The 19,107-nt window shown below is 68.9% G+C and carries 18 protein-coding genes, 2 tRNA genes and 2 pseudogenes; 11 read left to right on the top strand and 11 right to left on the bottom strand.

Going from position 1 to position 19,107, the window contains the following annotated elements; genetic code table 11:
* Positions 1 to 114: 114 nt before the first annotated feature.
* From ABDW21_RS07310 to ABDW21_RS07325, 4 genes are all read right to left on the bottom strand, one after another.
* Entirely contained in the window at positions 115 to 543 is a 429-nt protein-coding gene (locus ABDW21_RS07310) for a TA system VapC family ribonuclease toxin (protein WP_343710246.1), read from the bottom strand.
* Positions 533 to 763, bottom strand: coding sequence for a CopG family transcriptional regulator (locus ABDW21_RS07315; protein WP_343710247.1), 231 nt, complete (start codon positions 761 to 763; stop codon positions 533 to 535). Before ABDW21_RS07315 ends, ABDW21_RS07310 begins: the two co-directional genes overlap by 11 nt.
* A 69-nt stretch (positions 764 to 832) precedes the next feature.
* Positions 833 to 2,266 (bottom strand): NAD(P)/FAD-dependent oxidoreductase, encoded by a 1,434-nt coding sequence (locus tag ABDW21_RS07320; protein WP_343710248.1) that lies wholly within the window; start codon positions 2,264 to 2,266, stop codon positions 833 to 835.
* A 224-nt stretch (positions 2,267 to 2,490) separates the two neighbouring features.
* Positions 2,491 to 2,961, bottom strand: a complete 471-nt coding sequence (locus ABDW21_RS07325) for a DUF4262 domain-containing protein (protein WP_343710249.1) — start codon at positions 2,959 to 2,961, stop codon at positions 2,491 to 2,493.
* Between the two features lie 87 nt (positions 2,962 to 3,048).
* Here ABDW21_RS07325 and serA point away from each other — a divergent pair, with 87 nt between their 5' ends.
* Together serA and ABDW21_RS07335 are read left to right on the top strand one after the other, a co-directional pair.
* The gene (serA, locus tag ABDW21_RS07330) at positions 3,049 to 4,635 is read left to right on the top strand and encodes a phosphoglycerate dehydrogenase (protein WP_343710250.1); all 1,587 of its coding nucleotides are present in this window, start codon (positions 3,049 to 3,051) and stop codon (positions 4,633 to 4,635) included.
* A 73-nt stretch (positions 4,636 to 4,708) separates the two neighbouring features.
* Positions 4,709 to 5,719: a 3-isopropylmalate dehydrogenase gene (locus ABDW21_RS07335; RefSeq protein ID WP_343710251.1), complete on the top strand. Its 1,011-nt coding sequence runs from the start codon at positions 4,709 to 4,711 to the stop codon at positions 5,717 to 5,719.
* Between the two features lie 133 nt (positions 5,720 to 5,852).
* Here the strand turns inward: ABDW21_RS07335 and ABDW21_RS07340 are convergent.
* The 3 genes and pseudogenes from ABDW21_RS07340 to ectB form a co-directional block, all read right to left on the bottom strand.
* Positions 5,853 to 6,917, bottom strand: a pseudogene (locus tag ABDW21_RS07340) (MFS transporter); the annotation flags it as partial.
* Positions 6,918 to 7,118: 201 nt separating this feature from the next.
* Complete coding sequence (locus ABDW21_RS07345) at positions 7,119 to 7,514, bottom strand: ectoine synthase (protein ID WP_343601188.1); 396 nt, start codon at positions 7,512 to 7,514, stop codon at positions 7,119 to 7,121.
* Positions 7,511 to 8,788, bottom strand: coding sequence for a diaminobutyrate--2-oxoglutarate transaminase (gene ectB, locus ABDW21_RS07350; protein ID WP_343601189.1), 1,278 nt, complete (start codon positions 8,786 to 8,788; stop codon positions 7,511 to 7,513). Before ectB ends, ABDW21_RS07345 begins: the two co-directional genes overlap by 4 nt.
* Before the next feature lie 455 nt (positions 8,789 to 9,243).
* Here ectB and ABDW21_RS07355 point away from each other — a divergent pair.
* Together ABDW21_RS07355 and ABDW21_RS07360 are read left to right on the top strand one after the other, a co-directional pair.
* A pseudogene (locus ABDW21_RS07355) lies at positions 9,244 to 9,372 on the top strand (hypothetical protein); the annotation flags it as partial.
* 207 nt (positions 9,373 to 9,579) lie between these two features.
* Complete coding sequence (locus ABDW21_RS07360; RefSeq protein ID WP_343601190.1) at positions 9,580 to 10,389, top strand: alpha/beta hydrolase; 810 nt, start codon at positions 9,580 to 9,582, stop codon at positions 10,387 to 10,389.
* 7 nt (positions 10,390 to 10,396) lie between these two features.
* Here the strand turns inward: ABDW21_RS07360 and ectA are convergent, their stop codons facing one another.
* Positions 10,397 to 10,903: a diaminobutyrate acetyltransferase gene (gene ectA / locus ABDW21_RS07365; protein ID WP_343601191.1), complete on the bottom strand. Its 507-nt coding sequence runs from the start codon at positions 10,901 to 10,903 to the stop codon at positions 10,397 to 10,399.
* A gap of 101 nt (positions 10,904 to 11,004) precedes the next feature.
* On the opposite strand from ectA, the gene ABDW21_RS07370 reads away from it, so the two are divergent.
* The 4 genes from ABDW21_RS07370 (at position 11,005) to ABDW21_RS07385 (ending at position 13,573) form a co-directional block, all read left to right on the top strand.
* On the top strand, positions 11,005 to 11,805 hold the full coding sequence (locus ABDW21_RS07370) for a fumarylacetoacetate hydrolase family protein (RefSeq protein WP_343601192.1): 801 nt from the start codon (positions 11,005 to 11,007) through the stop codon (positions 11,803 to 11,805).
* Positions 11,802 to 13,259, top strand: a complete 1,458-nt coding sequence (gltX, locus tag ABDW21_RS07375; protein WP_343601193.1) for a glutamate--tRNA ligase — start codon at positions 11,802 to 11,804, stop codon at positions 13,257 to 13,259. The genes ABDW21_RS07370 and gltX overlap by 4 nt, the downstream gene beginning before the upstream one ends.
* A 97-nt stretch (positions 13,260 to 13,356) precedes the next feature.
* Positions 13,357 to 13,428 (top strand) — tRNA-Gln (locus ABDW21_RS07380).
* Positions 13,429 to 13,500: 72 nt separating this feature from the next.
* Positions 13,501 to 13,573 (top strand) — tRNA-Glu (locus ABDW21_RS07385).
* A 120-nt stretch (positions 13,574 to 13,693) separates the two neighbouring features.
* Here ABDW21_RS07385 and ABDW21_RS07390 read toward each other — a convergent pair.
* Both ABDW21_RS07390 and ABDW21_RS07395 read right to left on the bottom strand, forming a co-directional pair.
* A complete protein-coding gene (locus ABDW21_RS07390; RefSeq protein ID WP_343603062.1) occupies positions 13,694 to 14,209 on the bottom strand; it encodes a PPOX class F420-dependent oxidoreductase in 516 nt (171 codons plus the stop codon).
* 140 nt (positions 14,210 to 14,349) lie between these two features.
* Positions 14,350 to 15,051 carry an IclR family transcriptional regulator gene (locus ABDW21_RS07395; protein WP_343603060.1) on the bottom strand — a complete coding sequence of 234 codons (702 nt, stop codon included), beginning with the start codon at positions 15,049 to 15,051 and terminating at the stop codon, positions 14,350 to 14,352.
* Between the two features lie 99 nt (positions 15,052 to 15,150).
* Here ABDW21_RS07395 and leuC point away from each other — a divergent pair, with 99 nt between their 5' ends.
* The 3 genes from leuC to ABDW21_RS07410 all read left to right on the top strand — a co-directional run bounded on the left by leuC (position 15,151) and on the right by ABDW21_RS07410 (position 18,046).
* The gene (leuC, locus tag ABDW21_RS07400) at positions 15,151 to 16,572 is read left to right on the top strand and encodes a 3-isopropylmalate dehydratase large subunit (protein ID WP_343710252.1); all 1,422 of its coding nucleotides are present in this window, start codon (positions 15,151 to 15,153) and stop codon (positions 16,570 to 16,572) included.
* 28 nt (positions 16,573 to 16,600) lie between these two features.
* Entirely contained in the window at positions 16,601 to 17,197 is a 597-nt protein-coding gene (leuD, locus tag ABDW21_RS07405) for a 3-isopropylmalate dehydratase small subunit (RefSeq protein WP_343603058.1), read from the top strand.
* A gap of 198 nt (positions 17,198 to 17,395) precedes the next feature.
* Positions 17,396 to 18,046 (top strand): HU family DNA-binding protein, encoded by a 651-nt coding sequence (locus ABDW21_RS07410; protein WP_343603056.1) that lies wholly within the window; start codon positions 17,396 to 17,398, stop codon positions 18,044 to 18,046.
* A gap of 61 nt (positions 18,047 to 18,107) precedes the next feature.
* On the opposite strand, the gene ABDW21_RS07415 is transcribed toward ABDW21_RS07410, so the two are convergent.
* Positions 18,108 to 19,031: an NUDIX hydrolase gene (locus ABDW21_RS07415; RefSeq protein WP_343603064.1), complete on the bottom strand. Its 924-nt coding sequence runs from the start codon at positions 19,029 to 19,031 to the stop codon at positions 18,108 to 18,110.
* Positions 19,032 to 19,107: the final 76 nt, after the last annotated feature.

Below are 19,107 nucleotides of genomic sequence, written 5' to 3' on the forward strand. Positions count from 1 at the left end.
AGCCCTTGTGCGTAGCCCTTGTGCGCCCAACGTGAAACTGTTGCGACTTTTCGCGCGGAATCTCGCAACAGTTTCACGTTCGGCGGTGACGGTGCCGGGGTGGGGCGCTGCTGTTCACACAGCCAGCGGGTTGCGCCAACGGACACCGGGGAAACGCATGAAATCCGTGTCCGCGGAGACTATTTCGACGCCATGCTCGACGGCGAGGGCGGCTAGTTGCGCATCGGGGACGAGATTTCCGGTGATCTCGACTTGTGCGCAGAGCCGCCCGTAGACCTTTGCGGTGGTCTCGGTCGCGGGTGGAATCCAGACGACGGGGACGGCGAGCCACTCCTCGACGTACCTCCACGCCTGGGCGGCCGACAGCGGATTGGTGGCGACTCGCGGGTGCGTGACGATTCGCAGGAACGCCCCGATGGCCTGCCACGGCAGCCCGATTCGACGATCGCCGTTGAGCGTGTCTTCCAACCAGGCGGCAGCCGCCGTGTTGTGGCCGCTGCTGTCGTCCACCGCATACAGCAGTAGGTTTGCGTCAACGATCATCGTCGATCAGATCAAGCACGTCGGCGACGTTCGTCACGTCCACCTTGAGGCCGATCTTCGAGGTCCGGTGCGTATACGTGCCCCGGTGCGACGCGGCGGCGCCTGTGCTCATCCCTCGCCGCGCCAGCACGTTCAGCGCTTCGCTCAGGCCCATCCCGCGACGGCGCAGCCGCTCGATTTCGGCGGCGACGTCACTGTCGATCACCACCGTTGTCCGCATAACGCCATGATACCGCCGACGCATTGCGATGCATAGTTGGCCGCATCGCGATGCGTACTTGCTCGGCGCTCACGGCGAAAGCTTGGGCAGCTCCCGGATGCCGAACTCGCGGCGCAGCGCGGTGCGGGCGGCGTAGTAGCCGCACATGCCGTGCACGCCCGCACCCGGCGGGGTAGCCGCCGAGCATAGATACACCCCGGGAATCGGGGTGGCCCACGGGTTGATCCGCGGGGTCGGGCCGGCGATCGCCCGCCACGCGTTGTTTGCCCCCACGCCGATGTCGCCGCCGACATAGTTGGCGTTGTGGTCGGCCAACCGGGCCGCCGGCACTGCCCGGGCCGCAACGACGGCGTCGCGGAACCCCGGCGCAAACCGCTCGAAAACCGCTGTGACGGAATCCGTTTGATCGAGCGACGAGCCGGATGGCACATGAGCATAGGCCCACAGCGGCCGATGCCCGGCGGCGTCAACGCGCGAGGGGTCGGCCAAGTGCGGCAGTGCCGCCAGCACCATCGGCCAGTCGGCGTGCCGCCCGGCGGCCACCTCGGCCTCGGCACGCGCCATCTGTTTCCGGTCACCGCCCAGATGCAGCGTGGGGACTTGCGCCAGCCGTGGATCCGACCACGGCACGTCGCCGGACAGCACAAAGTCCACCTTGGCGACACCGGGCCCATATCGGTAGCGGCGCAACGCTTTCGCGTACCGCAACGGCAGCGCGTCGCGGTAGATCCCCAACAGCCCGGTAGGCGCGGTGTCGTACAGAACGACACCGCCCGGCGGCTGCGTCACCTCGACGCCGGTGCTCAACTCGCCGCCGTGCGCGCGCAGGTCGGCGATCAGCGCGTCGGTGATGGTTTGGCTGCCGCCGACCGGGATCGGCCAGCCCACCGCATGTCCCAAAGTGGCCAACATCATTCCGGCACCGGCCGACGTGAGCGACGGCATCCGCGAAATCGTATGCGCGGCAACGCCGGTGAACAAGGCCTGCGCGTCTTCGCCGGCCAGCGTCGCATTCCAGGCCGGGGTGCCCTGACCGGCCATCCGCAGCCCCAACCGGACGACACTAGCGATCCCGGCTGGAATCGATCGTTTGTCGCCGAGCAGAAAACCAACCACGGCCTCGCAACCATCCACCAGCGGGCCGAGCAGCCGACGCCATGACGCGCCGTGCGCCAACTCCGCACAGGTGCGGTCCAGATCCCGGTAGGCGATCGCCGCCGGCCGGCCTGGAAGCGGGTTGCCGTAGGAGATCTCCGGCACCGCCAACTGCACCCCGCGCGCGGGCAGGTCAAACTCGGCGAAGAACGGTGACGCCAACGCCAGCGGGTGCACCGCCGAACACACATCGTGGGCCACCCCGGGGAACTCCGGGTCGGTGGCGGTGCGGGCCCCGCCGCCCAACGTCGACTCGGCCTCGACGACGTGCACCGACAGCCCGGCGCGGGCGCAGATGACGGCCGCGGCCAGCCCGTTGGGTCCGCTGCCCACGACGGTGACGTCCACACGTCGATGTTAGGGCCGGGCTCGACACCGACCGCGAAGCCCGCCGTCACCGGGCGGCAGCGTTTTGCTTCAGCTGTTCGCCACGCGACGTGCAGAACATCCAGTTGATATGCGGTTAACCGTTCCAGAAACCACTCGCTGGACTTCAGCAGCTTCCCGGCGCGGGCCAACGCGATGGCCTCTGCCACCTCACTTGGGCGAAATTGGCCGCCAATAGCGTGCCGTCAGTGCGGGCAGAATCGCACGCCGAGCACGGGTTGCCTGGCTTTGCCGTCGCCGAATGCGGGACACCATGGCCAATGCCCCCGGTCGTCGGCCCACACCAACTGCAGCGCCCGAAGCTCGGGGCCGTAGAAGGCCACCGCCACGTTCATGTGCGCATCCGGATGCTCGACCTGGACGACCTCGAGTTCCGCGTCTCCGTCGGCGATCGTGATCCGGTGGCCAGGCGTTGGCCTGCCGCCGTCCAAGAGATATTCGGCGATCGTGTTCAGCAGCCGAACCGCCTGCGGCGGCGGCACTCCCGTTACCAACAGCTCGGGCAGCCCACGCTGGTGCAAACCGATCGTGTAGGCGTACGGCCTGGTATCGCTTTCCACAAATTGCACCGCCCAACCGTTTTTGACCACCAGCGCGTAGATGGCCTCGAGCCATTCCTCGACCGTGCTGTCCGGGTGATCACATTTCCAGCACATGAGTGCTCTCCCTCCTCGTCGTACTTACCGCCACCATGCACCCGGGCACTGACAAGAACCGTCCGGAACTCCACTACGCTGTCGGCCGTGAGCCTGCCTGTCGTACTCATCGCTGACAAACTCGCCGAATCCACCGTCGCCGCGCTGGGCGACGCCGTCGAAGTGCGCTGGGTCGAGGGCCCGGACCGGGCGAAACTGCTGGCCGCGGTGCCCGACGCCGAGGCGCTGCTGGTGCGTTCGGCCACCACCGTCGACGCCGAGGTGCTGGCCGCCGCGCCCAAGCTGAAGATTGTCGCCCGCGCCGGGGTCGGGCTGGACAACGTCGACGTCGACGCCGCCACCGAGCGCGGGGTGATGGTGGTCAACGCCCCGACGTCGAACATCCACAGCGCCGCCGAGCACGCGGTGGCGCTGCTGCTGGCCGCGGCCCGCCAGATCACCGCCGCCGACGCGTCGCTCCGCGAGCGGCAGTGGAAACGCTCGTCGTTCTCCGGCACCGAGATCTTCGGCAAGACCGTCGGGATCGTCGGGCTGGGCCGTATCGGGCAGCTGGTGGCGCAGCGGCTCGCCGCCTTCGGTGCGCACATCCTGGCCTACGACCCGTACGTGTCCACGGCCCGGGCCGCCCAGCTCGGCATCGAGCTGCTGACCCTCGACGAGCTGCTGGCCCGCGCCGACTTCATCTCGGTGCACTTGCCCAAGACCCCCGAGACCGCCGGGCTGATCGACAAGGAGGCGCTGGCCAAGACCAGGCCGGGGGTGATCGTCGTCAACGCCGCGCGCGGCGGTCTGGTCGACGAGGCGGCGCTGGCGCAGGCCGTCGCCAGCGGGCACGTCCGCGCCGCCGGCATCGACGTGTTCACAAAAGAACCGTGCACCGACAGCCCGCTGTTCGACCTGCCGCAGGTGGTCGTGACGCCGCACCTGGGAGCGTCCACCGAGGAGGCCCAGGACCGCGCCGGCACCGACGTCGCCGAGAGCGTCAAGCTGGCGCTGGCCGGGGAGTTCGTGCCCGACGCGGTCAACGTCGGCGCCGGTGCGGTCAGCGAGGAGGTGGCGCCCTGGCTGGACCTGGTGCGCAAACTCGGGTTGCTGGCGGGGGCGCTGGCCGACAAGCTGCCGGTGTCGCTGTCGGTGCAGGTGCGCGGCGAGCTCGCCGGCGAAGACGTCGAGGTGCTGCGGCTGTCGGCGCTGCGCGGGTTGTTCTCGGCGGTCATCGAGGACCCGGTGACGTTCGTCAACGCCCCGGCGATCGCCGAGGAGCGCGGGGTGGCCGCCGACATCGGCACCGCCACCGAGAGCCCCAACCACCGCAGCGTCGTCGAGGTGCGGGCGCTGGCCGCCGACGGCTCGGCGGTCAACGTCGCCGGCACGCTGTCCGGGCCGCAGCAGGTGCAGAAGATCGTCGCGATCAACGGCCGCAACTTCGACCTGCGCGCGCAGGGCATCAACCTGGTGATCCACTACGCCGACCAGCCCGGGGCGCTGGGCAAGATCGGCACCCTGCTGGGCGCCGCCGGGGTCAACATCCACGCCGCGCAGCTTTCCGAGGACGCCGAAGGCCCCGGCGCGACGATCCTGCTGCGGCTGGACCGCGACGTGCCGGCCGACGTTCGGTCCGCGATCCGCGCGGCTGTCGACGCCAACAAGCTCGAAGTGGTCGACCTGTCGTGAAACGCGTTGGCGACGAACGGAATTGGAGCGATGAGGTGGGGGTACCACCCGCTAGCGGTGGAAAGCGGCGCCGATGAAGCTAGCCGTCGTCCCCGGCGACGGGATCGGCCCGGAGGTGGTGACCGAGGCGGTCAAGGTGCTCGACGCGGTGCTGCCCGGTGTCCAGAAGACGCACTACGACCTGGGGGCGCAGCGTTTTCACGCCACCGGGGAGGTGCTGCCCGACTCGGTGCTGGCCGAGCTGCGGGCGCACGACGCGATCCTGCTCGGCGCCATCGGTGACCCGTCGGTGCCGGCCGGGCTGCTGGAGCGCGGTCTGCTGCTGCGGCTGCGCTTCGAGCTCGACCACCACGTCAACCTGCGGCCCGCCCGGCTGTACCCGGGCGTGCAGAGCCCCCTGGTCGGCAACCCGGCGATCGACCTGGTGGTGGTCCGCGAGGGCACCGAGGGCCCCTACACCGGCACCGGCGGCGCGATCCGCGCCGGCACCGAGCACGAGGTGGCGACCGAGGTCAGCGTCAACACTGGCTACGGGGTGCGCCGCGTCGTCGCCGACGCGTTCCAGCGGGCCCGGCAGCGCCGCAAGCACCTGACGCTGGTGCACAAGACCAACGTGCTGACCTTCGCCGGGTCGTTGTGGTCGCGGACCGTGCAGGAGATCGGCGAGCAGTTCCCCGACGTCGAGGTGGCCTACCAGCACGTCGACGCCGCGACGATCCACCTGGTCACCGACCCCGGCCGGTTCGACGTGATCGTCACCGACAACCTGTTCGGCGACATCATCACCGACCTCGCCGCAGCATTGTGCGGCGGCATCGGCCTGGCCGCCAGCGGCAACATCGACGCCACCCGCACCAACCCGTCGATGTTCGAGCCGGTGCACGGCAGCGCGCCCGACATCGCCGGTCAGGGCATCGCCGACCCGACCGCGGCGATCATGTCGGTGGCGTTGCTGCTTTCCCACGTCGGCGAGGACGCCGCTGCTGCCCGGGTTGACCGCGCGGTCGCGGCCTATCTGGCCGCGCGCGGTCCCGAATCGCCAGCCACAGCTGATATCGGCGATCGGATCGTTGCCGCGCTCTAGCCTCCAACCCCGGTGGCACCACGCCGGCGGGCACCACCGGCGTCGCCGCCAACGGGAACAGCCCGCACACCGCGAAGGCCAGCGGGTAGCCGGCCGCGGCGATCAGCGCGCCGAACGCCGGTGGCCCGGCGGCTGAGGCGAGCCGCTGGTAGGTGTTCTGGGTGCCCAGAGCGCGGCCGCTCCAGTACGGCCCGGCGTACTCGGTGATCGCGGTGGATTCCAGACCGTTGTCGAGCACCGCGATCACCGATGCCGCGACCATGAACGCGACGGCGAACGCAGAGCCCAGATGTTCGGTGAGCGCCAGCAGCATCAACGCCAACGCGCTCGCGACGGCGATGACGCGCAACGGACGCAACCGTGACCCGATGCGGTCGGACCAGCGCCCGGCCGCGATGCGGCCCAGCGCGCCGAGCAGCTGCGAGGTGGTCACCAGAGCGCCGGCCGAGGCGATCGACCAGCCACGGTTGTTGATCAGCCAGACCAGCATGTACGTCACCGTCACCGTCTGCGGCATCGTCAGCAGCGCCGACGCGATGTGGATCCGGCGCAGCACCTTCGGCCCGCGGTACGGGTTGGCCAGCTCTTCGTCGGTGGCCGCCGCCCGCGGTTTGCGGGGCGGATCGACGACGCCGATGGCGCTGGCCACCGCCGACACCGTGCAGATCGTCGCGGGAAACATCAGCCCCGCCGTCGGGCCGCGTTCAGCGAGCTCCGGGATCACCAACGCGCCCAACGCAATACCGAGCGGCTGCGCGGTCTGGCGAATGCCCATGGCCAGGCCCCGCTGGTGCGGCGGGAACCAGCCCGAGACCAGCCGGCCGCCGGCGGTGTTACAGCTGGCGGCCGCCATTCCGCCGAGGAACAGAAACGCGCCGATCGCCCCCAGCGAATGCACCGCTGTCGCTGCATAGGCCGCGGCCGCGGTGAGCGCCGAGCCGACCGTCAACACGATCCGCTCGCCCACCCGGTCGAGCAGATAGCCCCACCAGAACAGGGTGACCACCATGCCCCAGCTCGGCATCGAGGACAGCAGGCCGGCGTCGGCCAGCGGGGTGCCGCGCTCGGTCTCCAGTGCGGGGATCAGGAACGCGACACCGTTGATGAACACGAAAGCGCTGGCCGTCACGCCCAGCGAGAGGGCCACCATCGACCAGCGCGCCCCGGTACCGACCGACGGCGTCGCCATTCGAGCCATGCTTCCACAGCGATCTCGTCCGTGTCGTGTGCACGGCCGCCGGCATCCGCCGCCCGGCGCGGTTCCGGCTACTACCGCTGTCGAGTGTGCGCTGGTGGCGTCGACTGTGCGGTGGCGGCCTCGACTGTGCGCTGGCGGCGGCGCTCGTCGGCGTGTCGTCGCCCCGGACGCACGCTCGAGGCCATGGACGCACGCTCAACGCTAGGTCGCCTCGTCCACGAGGAGCGGGTAGGCGCCGTCGGCGTCGTGTACCTCTCGTCCGGTGACGGGCGGGGTGAACACACACACCATGCGCAGGTCCGTGCGGGCCCGCACGCGGTGGCGCTCGTGGCCGTCGAGCAGGTAGAGGGTGCCGTCGCGGAGCGGATGGGTCTCACCGGTTTCGTCGTCGACCAACTCGCCGTCACCGCCCACGCAGTACACCGCCTCGACGTGGTTGGCGTACCACATGGCGGTCTCGGTTCCGGCGTGCAGCACGGTGTCGTGCATGGAGAACGGCTGGCCGTCGCGGGCCAGCAGGAGCCGCTGGCTGCGCCAGGTGTCGGCGTGGACGTCGCGGTCGGTGCCCTCGATCTCTCGCAGCGTTCGGACGATCATCGAGCGCTCCCGCTGCCTGCGCCGACCAACTCTCCGGTGGCGACGGCGTCGATCGACTCGGCCACGACAGCCAGGCCGTGATCCAGGTCGGCGTCTGCGACCAGCAGCGGCGGCATCAGTTTGGCCACCTGGCTTCGAGCGCCCGACGTCTCCAGCAGCAGACCCCGCTCGAAAGCCGCGTGGCAGACCGCGGTCCCCAGTTCCGGGCGGTCGAACACCACACCCTGGACCATGCCCCGGCCGCGCACCTGGACACCCTCGACCGGGCCGACGATGTCGTCCAGCGCCCGCTCGAGCCGCTCACCCTTGCGCAGCACGTCCCTGGTCAGCTGGTTGTCGGTCCAGAAGTCGAGCGCGGCGGCGGCGGTGACGAAGGCCGGGTTGTGGCCGCGAAACGTGCCGTTGTGCTCGCCGGGCTCCCACTGGTCGAGGTCACGCCGGAACAACGTGAGCGCCATCGGCAGCCCGTAGCCGCTGATCGACTTGGACAGGCAGACGATATCGGGGACGATGCCGGCCGCCTCGAAGCTGAAGAACGGGCCGGTGCGCCCGCAGCCCATCTGCACGTCGTCGACGATGAGCAGCAGGTCGTGGCGGCGGCACAGGTCGGCCAGGCCCCGCAGCCACGCCAGCCGGGCCACGTTGATCCCGCCCTCGCCCTGGACGGTCTCGACGATCACCGCCGCCGGCCGGTTGAGCCCGCCGCCGGCGTCGTCCAACAACCTTTCGAGCCACAGGAAGTCGGGCATGCTGTCGTCGAGGTAGTGGTCGTAGGGCATCGGGGTGGCATGGACCAGCGGAATGCCCGCACCGCCGCGCTTCATCGAGTTGCCGGTGACGGCCAGCGCGCCCAGCGTCATGCCGTGGAAGGCGTTGGTGAAGCTGAGCACACTTTCCCGGCCGGTGACCTTGCGGGCCAGTTTCAACGCCGACTCCACCGAGTTGGTGCCGGTGGGTCCGGGGAACTGCACTTTGTAGTCGAGTCCACGCGGCCGCAGGATCACCTCCTCGAACCGATCGAGGAACGCGGCCTTGGCGACGGTGCCCATGTCCAGGCTGTGCACCACCCGGTCGGCGGCCAGGTAATCGAGCAGGGCAGCCTTCAGGTCCGGGTGGTTGTGGCCATAGTTGAGCGCGCCGGCTCCGGCGAAGAAGTCCAGATATCGCCGTCCGTCGGTGTCCCACAGGTGGCTGCCGGACGCCCGGTCGAACACCACCGGCCATGATCGGCAATAACTGCGTACCTCGGATTCCAGCGTGTCGAAAATGGTCACGTCGATCTACCTTTCCGTCCGTTTGTGCAACACAACCGGAACGGAACGACAGGCCGATTCAGCTCGGCGACAGGCCGGCGCGATTACCCGCGATCACTCGGGTGTTCCGCCTCGTCTTCGACGTTGGTCAGGCGAAGACGACAGGGCGCTACCGCGTGCCCGTCGTCGCTCGTGTTCGGCCTACCACCCCGCTCGGACGCGCCGACTCGGTCTGCCGGCGCTCACATCGCGTCGCCGACGACGTTACCGAGAATTGCCTACCGGTCTCAACCTCGCGCGAACAAGTTCTCGAGCGACCCCCACAAGCCAGCTCTACCCTGGGCCGATGGCGAGCGGTGATGCGTGTGCCGCGTCGGCTGGCGTTGGTGCCTCGCGGGATACACATCCGCGGGTCAAAAACTCAGCACCACGACAAAAGACACGCTGCTCGACTACACAGGGGAAACTCCCGCTAGAGCCGTGAAGCCAACGAGCTCGAGTTCGCCCGGGAATTGGTGCGCCAAGCCCAAGGAGTCGGCGTGGCGTTGAGCGGTCCGGGCGGAGTGCTCACGGCGATGACCAAGACGGTCGTCGAAACCGCGCTCGTGCAGCTAGATCGGTGATGAGATCCGCGAATACGATGCCACGAGCCCGCTGTTCCTCCCAGCGGTGAGCGCCATCGGACTGCTGACGTTCCGTGACGCCCATCTGTCAGGATCCGGCGCGAACACGCACGCCCGGATCCAGGCGATGCAGCTAACATGTCCTCGTATTGCCGACACGTCCGGCCCGATGCAGCGAAGGTGACTCGCATGGATTTCGTCGAAGCCAACGGCGCCCGGCTTGCCTATGCCGACAGCGGTCCGCGCGATGCCGAGGCATTTCTGCTCAGCCACTCCCTGTTCTTCAGCCACGCCATGTTCGACCCGCTGGTCGCTCTGCTCAACGCGGCGGGATATCGGACCATCGCCTTCGACCACCGCGGTCAAGGTGACAGCTCGCCGGCCCCGCGCCGCGACGACCTCTCGATGGACAATCTCACCGAAGATGCCGCCGCGCTCATTGAGGCGCTCGACATCGGGCCGGTCCATGCCGTGGGCAATTCCCAGGGCGGTTTCGTGGTCCTGCGGCTGGCCGCCCGGAACCCGGAACTGCTCCGCTCCGCCACAGCGCTGGGTTCGTCATGTGAGCAGGAATACAAATTGGCCGAGTTCGCGCCGCTGGTCGAGCGGTTGGGCAACGAAGGCGCCGCACCGGTCATCGACACGCTCCTATACATCATGTTCGGCGATGCGAGTCTGGCGGCCGGAGGCCCCATGATCGATCAGTGGCGGGCATACATGTCTGCGCTCGGCCCCTCGATCGGCGACTGCGCATACCAGGTCATCCACCGCAGTCGGATCTACGAGGAGCTCGCCGGATGCCAGGTTCCGGTGCTGGCCATCGCCGGCGAGCAGGACCACGCATACCCGCAACCCATCTCGGGCAAAAACATCGCCGAGGCGTCCGGGGGGCGCGACGTGACGATCGCGGGCGCTGGTCACTCGGTCGCCCTGGAAAAACCCGAGGAGGTAGTCAAGCTGCTCGTCGAGCACGCGCAGCGAGCAGTCGCCACGCGCTAACGCGAGGTTAGTGGCTCGTGTCCCGCCCGAGCGGGCCGATCCGGAACAGTTCTTCAGCCTGGTGGCTGTGCGGAAACAGGTCGATGCCGAAAAGCTCGCGGCGTTCCAGCGGAGCGTCCCACCGCCGGGCGAACGTCTCGAACAGTCGCAGGCTGGCCGGATTGTCGGGGGTGATCGAGGCCTCCACGTGGGTGACGCCGTGCGGCTGCAGCCGCCGCGCCAGATGGTCGAGCATCCGGCCGGCAACGCCGGCGCCGCGGTGGGCGGCGTCGACTGCGATCTGCCACACCATCACCGTGGCGGGCTTGCCGGGGCGGTGATAACCGGTGAGGAATCCGGCCGGGCCGCTGCCGAACGACGCGATCACCGACGTGGCGGCGAAGTCCCGGCACCACAGCAGGTACGCGTACGGCGAGTTGACGTCGAGCGTGGCGCTGTCGGCGGCCATCCGCCACAGCGCGCGGCCGTCGGCCACGGTCGGGGAGCGCAGGTCGAGACGGACGCGATCGGTCACCGCCCCGACAGTACTGGCCCGTTTGGTCGGCTCGGCGCGACACTGGCCCGGTTGGTCGGCTCCGCGCGACCGTGCCGGCGGCCGTCGTTAGGCTTTCACGAATGCGCCGCGGCCGAATCGCCAGCCCGGACGGTGTCGCGTTCGTCGGCATCGACGGTGACCTGCACGACCCCGCCGGGATGATCGCCCGGGAAATCGCCGAGCACCCGTTCGGCACGCCGACCTTCACCGGTCGCACCTGGCCGCTGGCCGACGTGCGGCTGCTGGCCCCGATGCTGGCCGGCAAGGTCATCGGTGTGGGCAAGAACTATGCCGCGCACGTCGCCGAGATGGGCGGCCTCGACAAGAGCGCCACCCCGGCCGACCCGGTCATCTTTCTCAAACCCAACACCGCGATCATCGGGCCGAACGTGCCGATCACGTTGCCCGCCAACGCGTCACCAGTGCACTACGAGGGCGAGCTGGCCGTGGTCATCGGCCGACCCTGCAAGGACGTGCCCGCCGACCAGGCGGCCCGGAGCATCCTCGGCTACACCGTTGCCAACGATGTGACGGCCCGCGACCAGCAACAAGCCGACGGGCAATGGTCACGGGCGAAAGGCCACGACACGTTCTGCCCGATCGGGCCGTGGATCGTCACCGACATCGACACGACGGACGTCGAACTGCGCACCGAGGTCAACGGCGAGGTCAAACAATGCAGCCGCACCTCGCTGATGATCCACGACGTCGGCACGATCGTTCAGTGGATCTCGGCGGTGATGACGCTGCTGCCGGGCGACCTCATCCTGACCGGCACACCGGCCGGCGTCGGGCCGATCGAGGACGGCGACACAGTCAGCGTCACCGTAGACGGCATCGGGACATTGACCAATCCTGTTGTGCGCAAGGATAAATCGTGAACGTCAGAGTCCGGTTCTGCCCGTCGCCGACCGGCGTCCCGCACGTCGGGCTGATCCGCACCGCGCTGTTCAACTGGGCCTACGCCCGGCACTCCGGCGGCACGGTCGTCTTCCGTGTGGAAGACACCGACCCGCAACGCGACAGCGAGGAAAGCTATGCGGCGCTGCTGGACGCGCTGCGCTGGCTCGGCCTGACCTGGGACGAGGGGCCCGAGGTGGGCGGACCCTATGGGCCCTACCGGCAGTCGCAGCGCGGCGACATCTACCGCGACGTGCTGGCCCGGCTGCTGGATGCGGGGGAGGCTTACCCGGCGTTCTCGACGCCGGACGAGGTCGAGGCACGCCACCTCGCGGCCGGCCGAAATCCCAAGCTGGGCTACGACAACTTTGACCGGGGCCTGACCGACGAGCACCGTGCGGAGTACCTGGCGCAGGGCCGCAAACCCGTTGTGCGGCTTCGGATGCCGGACGGTGACCTCAGCTGGAACGACCTGGTGCGCGGGGCGACCACCTTCGCCGCGGGCGCCGTGCCCGATTTCGCGCTGACCCGCGCCAACGGGGATCCGTTGTACACGTTGGTCAACCCGGTCGACGACGCGCTGATGAAGATCACCCACGTGCTCCGCGGCGAGGACCTGCTGCCGTCGACGCCACGTCAGATCGCGTTATACGAGGCCATGATCCGCGTCGGGCTGACCGACCGAATACCGCACTTCGCCCATCTGCCGACCGTCTTGGGTGAGGGAACCCGCAAGCTGTCCAAGCGCGACCCGCAGTCCAATCTGTTCGCCCACCGCGACCGGGGTTTCATCCCCGAGGGGCTGCTGAATTACCTTGCGCTACTGGGCTGGTCGATTGCCGGCGACCGCGACGTGTTCGGTCTCGACGAGATGGTGGCCGCTTTCGACGTGGCCGACGTCAACGCCAACCCGGCCCGGTTCGACCAGAAGAAGGCCGACGCGATCAACGCCGAGCACATCCGGCTGCTCGACGCCGACGACTTCACCCGCCGACTGCGCGACTTCTTCGACGCGCACGGCCACCGCACCGGCCTGGACGACGCGGGGTTCGCGGCGGCGGCCCGCTTGGTGCAGACCCGCATCGTCGTGCTGGGTGACGCGTGGCGGCTGCTGAAGTTCCTCGACGACGACGAGTACACCCTCGACCCGAAGGCCGCCGCCAAGGAGCTGGGCCCGGACGCCGGTCCGGTGCTCGACGCCGCGGTGAGGGCCCTGGACGGCGTGGCCGAGTGGACCGCGGCGCCGATCGAGGCGGCGCTGCAGGCCGCCCTGGTGGAGGACCTCGCGCTGGCTCCGCGCAAGGCCTTCGGGCCGGTCCGGGTCGCCGCCACCGGGGCACTGGTCAGCCCGCCGCTGTTCGAGTCGCTGGAGCTGCTCGGGCGCGAGCGCAGCACCGCGCGGCTGCGGGCGACGCTGGAGCGGGTCACGGCGTGAAGATCGCAGGCAGAATGTTTGGTAGTCTGCACGTCGGCCGCCGACGGCGGGCAGCAGCGCCCGCGAGGTGCTCTGAGCAGCGGTTTCAGGTCGCCGGTGGGGTATGGTGTAATTGGCAACACAGCTGATTCTGGTTCAGCCGTTCTAGGTTCGAGTCCTGGTACCCCAGCAAAACCTCTCCGGCTCAAGCGATTAGGCGGGCACACCGCGGTGAGCTATGCTGTCAGCTCGGATCGGCTGCGGCCCCGTCGTCTAGCGGCCTAGGACGCCGCCCTCTCACGGCGGTAGCGTGGGTTCGAATCCCATCGGGGCTACACATCTCGCCCTGGGGACATCTCGCGTCTGGGCACATCTGGCGTCTGGGCACATCTGGCGTCTGGGGACGTCGTTGGATGGCGGGACTGGTTTTCGGGGTGGCGCCGGGCGGTGACCAGTCAGTCGCGCTGTCCGGCCGCCACGCTCGGCGCCGTCGAACCGCCGAGTGGCATCGGCGGCAGGCCGAGCTTGCGGTGATCCCAGGACCGGGTGCGCCGCGCGACGATGCGCACCGCGATCCGGTTGTGCATCATCTGGTCCACCGCCGGTTTCATGTCGTCGGTGTAGGGGCCGGTGTAGCGTTCCCACACGCTGACGCCGACGCGGAAGATGGCGTCGGGGTCGTCGACGATCTCGGCGACACCTTCGAAGGACGCGCCGCGCAGCGTGTCATAGGTGTCGCCGTCCTCGAGCAGGAAGCTCACCCGCGGGTCGCGGCGCAGGTTGACGGCCTTCTGCGACTTGGCCTTGGTCTCCAGCCAGATCTTACCGTCGACCACGGCGTACCACATGGCGGTCAGGTGCGGCTGCCCGTCGGGCCCGATGGTGGCCAGCGTGCCGGTTCGGCTGCCGGTCACGAAGTCGGCGATCTCGGCCCCGGACATCACGATCTGGGCACGCTGGTTGGTTGCCATGCCGCCAGTGTGTCAGGTCGGCGGGTCAGGTCGGCGGGTCAGGTCGGCAGGTCAGGTCGGCGCGAGCCTGCACCGGGCGTGCGATGGCGGCGGGACCGCCCGTGTCGCCGCCCCGACTGCACGTTCGGCGCAGCGGGCGGTCACAGCCGGCGGGTGAGCGCCTCGGCCGCGGCCAGCAGATCGGCGGCCCAGCGCGCCCCGGGCGACCGTCCGATGCGGTCGATCGGACCCGACACCGAGATCGCGGCGATCACCTGCCCGCGCCCGTCGCGCACCGGTGCCGACGCGCTGGCCACCCCGGGCTCGCGCTCGGCCGCGCTCTGCGCCCACCCGCGCCGGCGCACCTGCGCCAGCGCCCGCGCGCTGAACGTCGCGGTGGGCAGGATGGCCTGCTGGGTGGCGGCGTCGCTGTAGGTCAGCAGCACCTTTGCCCCCGACCCCGCCGTCATCGGCAGCCGCGCTCCGACCGGAACCGTATCGCGAAGGCCCGCAGGCGGTTCCAGCGCGGCGATGCAGATCCGCTCGGTGCCTTCTCTGCGGTACAACTGCACGCTCTCGCCGGTGACCTCGCGCAGCCGTGGCAGCACCGCGGCGCCGGCCGCCAGCAGCGGATCGTCGACATGAGCGGCCAGTTCGCCGATCCCCGGACCGAGCTGCCAGCGGCCGCCGCCGTCGCGCGCCAGCAGCCGGTGCACTGCCAGGCCGGCGGCCAGGCGGTGCGCGGTCGCTCGCGGCAGCCCGGTGCGTTCGCACAATTCGGCCAACCCGCAGGGCGATTCCGCAACCGCGTACAACACCCCCACGGCTTTGTCGAGGACGCCGATGCCGCTATCCTGTCTCATGCAGAGATACTAACGTCTCAGATAGTGAGACAAACTGGAATCATCGGGACTGGAAGCATCGGGACAGGGAATCGACATGGAACCTGACAGGGAATCGACATGGAACCTGATGGCACCCGGCCGCGGACGCTGGCCGAGAAGGTGTGGGACGACCACCTGGTCGCCTCCGGCGGCGGCAGTGAGCCCGACCTGATCTACATCGACCTGCACCTGGTGCACGAGGTCACCAGCCCGCAGGCTTTCGACGGCCTGCGCCTGGCCGGCCGTCCGGTGCGGCGCCCCGACCTGACGCTGGCCACCGAGGACCACAACGTGCCGACCGTCGACATCGACAAGCCGATCGCGGACCCGGTGTCGCGTAACCAGGTCGAGACGCTGCGGCGCAACTGTGCCGAGTTCGGCGTCGGGCTGTATCCGATGGGCGACATCGAGCAGGGCATCGTGCACGTCGTCGGGCCACAGCTGGGTCTCACCCAACCGGGTATGACGATCGTGTGCGGCGACAGCCACACCTCGACCCACGGCGCGTTCGGCGCACTGGCAATGGGCATCGGCACATCCGAAGTCGAGCATGTGCTGGCCACCCAGACACTTCCGCTGCGCCCCTTCAAGACGATGGCGGTCGACATCGACGGGCAACTGCCCGCGGGCGTGGCCGCCAAAGACGTTGTCCTTGCGCTGATCGCCAAGATCGGCACCGGCGGCGGGCAGGGCCATGTCATCGAATATCGCGGCAGCACTGTCGAATCGCTGTCGATGGAAGCGAGGATGACGATCTGCAACATGAGCATCGAAGCCGGGGCCCGGGCCGGCATGGTGGCCCCCGACGCCACTACGTACGAGTATCTGCGCGGCCGCGCGCATGCGCCGACGGGCGCGCAGTGGGATGCGGCGCTGGCCTATTGGGACCGGCTGCGCACCGATCCCGGCGCTGGATTCGACACCGAGGTCTCCCTGGACGCCGCGTCGCTCAGCCCGTTCGTCACGTGGGGGACCAATCCCGGGCAGGGTGTGCCCTTGGCGAACGCCGTACCGGACCCGGAGTCGATGACCGACGACGCCGAACGACAGGCCGCCGAGAAGGCACTGGCGTACATGGACCTTCGCCCCGGGACTGCCATGCGAGACATCGCGGTCGACGCGGTGTTCGTCGGGTCGTGCACCAACGGGCGGATCGAGGATCTGCGGGTGGTGGCCGACGTGCTGCGCGGCCGCACAGTGGCCGACTCGGTGCGCATGCTCGTGGTCCCCGGTTCCATGCGGGTCCGCGCCCAGGCCGAAAAAGAAGGTCTGGACAAGGTCTTCACCGCCGCCGGGGCGCAATGGCGTCAGGCGGGCTGCTCGATGTGCCTGGGAATGAATCCCGACCAGCTCGCGCCGGGGGAGCGGTGTGCCTCGACGTCCAATCGCAATTTCGAAGGACGCCAGGGCAGGGGCGGCCGCACGCATCTGGTTTCGCCGGCGGTTGCCGCCGCCACCGCGGTACGCGGGACGCTGTCCGGCCCGGCTGACTTGGACTGACGCGACCAGAAGAAAGGTAAGGATCGGCATGCGAGCGTTCCACACCCACACCGGTATCGCGGTGCCGCTGCGGCGGTCCAACGTCGACACCGACCAGATCATCCCGGCGGTGTATTTGAAGCGGGTGACCCGAACGGGTTTCGAGGACGGATTGTTCGCGGCCTGGCGGGCGGATCCGTCATTCGTGCTCAACCTCAGCCCGTTCGACAAGGGCTCGATCCTGGTCGCCGGGCCTGATTTCGGCACCGGGTCCTCACGTGAGCACGCGGTGTGGGCGCTGATGGACTACGGGTTCCGGGTGGTGATCTCCTCTCGCTTCGGCGACATCTTCCGAAGCAATGCGGGCAAGGCGGGACTGTTGGCGGCCCAAGTCGCCCAGGACGACGTTGAACTGCTCTGGAAGCTCATCGAGCAGCATCCCGGACTGGAAATCACTGTCAATCTTCAAGATCGAAATTTGTCCGCGGCAACGGTGCTGCTGCCGTTCACGATTGACGACTACACCGCCTGGCGGCTACTCGAAGGCCTCGACGATATCGCCCTTACGCTGCGCAAACTCGACGAGATCGAGGTTTTCGAGGCGGCCCGGCCGACGTGGAAACCGTCCACCCTGACATCGTCCTGACGTATCGACCAGGGCCGAATTCCGGGGCCTCATGTGCCGGCGATCATCGGCTCGCCACCGACCAAGGGCGGCAATCGGATTGCAAAAGTTTCTGACATAACTCCCGAAATTGCGCGTGGCTCTTGGAAATCAGCCGGGTGAGGGTTTACCGTGTCCTCTAGTCGGTCCAACGAGGACCACTGGCTTCGGAGGGTTTGAATGAACAAAGCAGAGCTCATCGACGTGCTGACGGATAAAATGGGCTCGGACCGCCGGTCGGCGACCGCCGCCGTCGAGCATTTCGTAGACACCATTGTGCGCGCCGTGCACAAAGGTGAGAGCGTCACCATCACCGGGTTCGGTGTTTTCGAGCGGCGTCGTCGCGCAGCCCGCGTGGCCCGTAATCCCCGCACCGGCGAAACGGTGAAGGTGAGGCCGACATCCGTGCCGGCCTTCCGTCCAGGTGCCCAATTCAAAGCAGTTGTGGCTGGCGCACAGCGTCTTCCGTCGGACGGGCCCGCGGTCAAGCGCGGCGTGGCCACCGGCGGGGCCAAGAGAGTCGTCAAGAAGGCAGCGGCCAAGAAGGCCGTCAAGAGCACCGCGAAGAAAACGGCGGCCAAGGCCCCGGCGCGCAAGGCAGCGGCGAAGAAGGCTCCGGCGACCAAGGCGGCCGCCAAGCGCACGGTTGCCAAGAAGGCGACCAAGGCCGTGAAGAAGACCGTGACGAGGACTGCGGCGCCCGCGAAGAAGAGCGTCACCAAAGCGCCGGCTCGCAAAGCGGCCAAGGCGCCGGCCCGCAAGGCCGCCGCGAAGCGGACGGTCCGCAAGGCTCCGGCCAAGAAGGCCACCGGCCGTCGCGGCCGCCGGTAACCGGTAGACACACTCGATAGGCGGATTCGCCACGGGCCCGCAACGCCCGTGGCGAATCCGCCTATCCGGCAACCTTGTTGGCGGACAGCGCGCTGCCGATGTGATCGGCGGCCACCAGGCGACCGGACGACAGCGACAGCACCCACGCACTGCCCTTGCCGTTGCGTGACCTGTCCGGGCGCACCCCGTCCCGCTCACACCACCAGCCGATCAGATCCGGAATCACCTTGCCCTGCGTGCAGATCACCGGCGTCCGTGCCGACGACGCGATCTGCAGCACCCGGCGCCGGCCGTGCTTGGGGTTGTCGGCGTAGGCCTCCTCGGTCAGCGCGGGCTCGTTGCAGATGACGACGTCGAGTTCCTGGGCCAGGGGTTCCACCGTCTGGTGGCACCGCACCCGGTCGGCGGCGTGAACGTCGCCGGCGCCGAACGCCAGCAGTTGCCCGACCAGAGCCTCGGCCTGTGCGCGTCCCCTCTTGTCCAGCGGCCGCTTGGTGTCGTCGCCGCGGAACTTCGACTTGCGTCCCGCGGTGCCGTGCCGCACCACCAGAACCGTCGCGGTGTCGGCGGGATACTTGGCGAACCGGCGCAGGACCTTTCGGTCCTGCGCGTAGGAGAGTTTCTTCATCGCGACGTCAGCCGGCAGCCAGAGCAGGTCGTCGACCTCGCGCCCGGGGGTGAACTCTCCGCCCAAGCTGCGCGCCACCCAGTAGCGCACCTGCTTGACTCCCTGATCAATCGGATAGCTCACGGTGGTGATGCGTCGACCCAGGTGCGCGCGGTGACCGGTCTCCTCGAAAACCTCACGCACCGCGGCCACCGGCTCGGTCTCCCCCGCGTCGAGTTTGCCCTTGGGCAGCGACCAGTCGTCGTAACGTGGGCGGTGGATGACCGCCAGCTCGACTCCGGATTCGCCGTCGCGGGCCCGCCACAGCACCGCGCCGGCGGCACGCACGGTTCTGCCCGGTTGGGTCTGTGTCGACACCGTTGCAAGTGAGTGATCTTTAGTGGTCACGCGACTTGCACCTCGTCCCGGGGTTGTTCGGCAGCCGTTCGGCTGC

It is taken from the genome of Mycobacterium sp. (genome assembly GCF_039583805.1).
In the GTDB taxonomy this organism is placed as follows: Bacteria; Actinomycetota; Actinomycetes; order Mycobacteriales; family Mycobacteriaceae; genus Mycobacterium.

Excerpts from the sequence above, each read along its gene's own strand:
- ABDW21_RS07335 (WP_343710251.1), top strand. The coding sequence starts at position 4,709 with ATGAAGCTAGCCGTCGTCCCCGGCGACGGGATCGGCCCGGAGGTGGTG.
- ABDW21_RS07360 (WP_343601190.1), top strand. The coding sequence starts at position 9,580 with ATGGATTTCGTCGAAGCCAACGGCGCCCGGCTTGCCTATGCCGACAGC.
- ABDW21_RS07315 (WP_343710247.1), bottom strand. The coding sequence starts at position 763 with ATGCGGACAACGGTGGTGATCGACAGTGACGTCGCCGCCGAAATCGAG.
- ABDW21_RS07410 (WP_343603056.1), top strand. The coding sequence starts at position 17,396 with ATGAACAAAGCAGAGCTCATCGACGTGCTGACGGATAAAATGGGCTCG.
- ABDW21_RS07370 (WP_343601192.1), top strand. The coding sequence starts at position 11,005 with ATGCGCCGCGGCCGAATCGCCAGCCCGGACGGTGTCGCGTTCGTCGGC.
- ABDW21_RS07395 (WP_343603060.1), bottom strand. The coding sequence starts at position 15,051 with ATGAGACAGGATAGCGGCATCGGCGTCCTCGACAAAGCCGTGGGGGTG.
- ABDW21_RS07345 (WP_343601188.1), bottom strand. The coding sequence starts at position 7,514 with ATGATCGTCCGAACGCTGCGAGAGATCGAGGGCACCGACCGCGACGTC.
- ABDW21_RS07325 (WP_343710249.1), bottom strand. The coding sequence starts at position 2,961 with ATGTGCTGGAAATGTGATCACCCGGACAGCACGGTCGAGGAATGGCTC.
- leuC (WP_343710252.1), top strand. The coding sequence starts at position 15,151 with ATGGAACCTGATGGCACCCGGCCGCGGACGCTGGCCGAGAAGGTGTGG.
- ABDW21_RS07390 (WP_343603062.1), bottom strand. The coding sequence starts at position 14,209 with ATGGCAACCAACCAGCGTGCCCAGATCGTGATGTCCGGGGCCGAGATC.
- leuD (WP_343603058.1), top strand. The coding sequence starts at position 16,601 with ATGCGAGCGTTCCACACCCACACCGGTATCGCGGTGCCGCTGCGGCGG.
- ABDW21_RS07310 (WP_343710246.1), bottom strand. The coding sequence starts at position 543 with ATGATCGTTGACGCAAACCTACTGCTGTATGCGGTGGACGACAGCAGC.